Below are 515 nucleotides of genomic sequence, written 5' to 3'. Positions count from 1 at the left end.
TATATCTGATGTTCTAACCAGTGATGGTTCAAAGGAAACAGTTAATTTTTCAGTTGCAAAGTTTACATCAGCAGTTACTACTCCATTAAGTTTTCTTGTTACTCTTTCTATGTTCTTAGCGCAGGCCGAACAAGTCATTCCTTCTAGTTTTAATGTTTTATTAGTTGTTTGGACTAGTAATTTGTACCCAGCTTTTTCAACTGCACTTTGTATTTCTGATAATTTAATTTTTGACTCATCGTAACTTATATTCAATTTTTCTGTAGCAAAATTTACATTTGCCTCTACCACACCAGATAACTTCTTTGATACTCTTTCAACAGCTTTTGCACAAGCAGAGCAGGTCATTCCTTCTATTTTAAGTACTTTATCTTCCATGTAGTTTTCCTCCCTATCATTTATTGCCAATTAATTTAGCAAGTAATTCTATTATTTCATCAACTTTGTCCTCACCTGTATTATTTATAAATGCATCTTTTACACAATGATTAAGATGTTGCTTTAAAATTAACATA

2 protein-coding genes are annotated in these 515 nt (G+C 31.1%); both read right to left on the bottom strand.

Features of this window, described 5'->3' with window-relative positions; genetic code table 11:
* A partial coding sequence (locus KPL55_RS25830) for a copper ion binding protein (protein WP_216309595.1) occupies positions 1-378 on the bottom strand: 378 nt, incomplete at its 3' end.
* A gap of 16 nt (positions 379-394) precedes the next feature.
* The coding region (locus KPL55_RS25825; RefSeq protein ID WP_216309596.1) for a metal-sensing transcriptional repressor at positions 395-515 on the bottom strand (121 nt) is incomplete at its 5' end.

Origin of the sequence: Clostridium lacusfryxellense (assembly GCF_018861735.1) — a bacterium.
In the GTDB taxonomy this organism is placed as follows: domain Bacteria; phylum Bacillota; class Clostridia; order Clostridiales; family Clostridiaceae; genus Clostridium_AD; species Clostridium_AD lacusfryxellense.
This window is presented reverse-complemented; position numbering and strand designations above follow the sequence as displayed.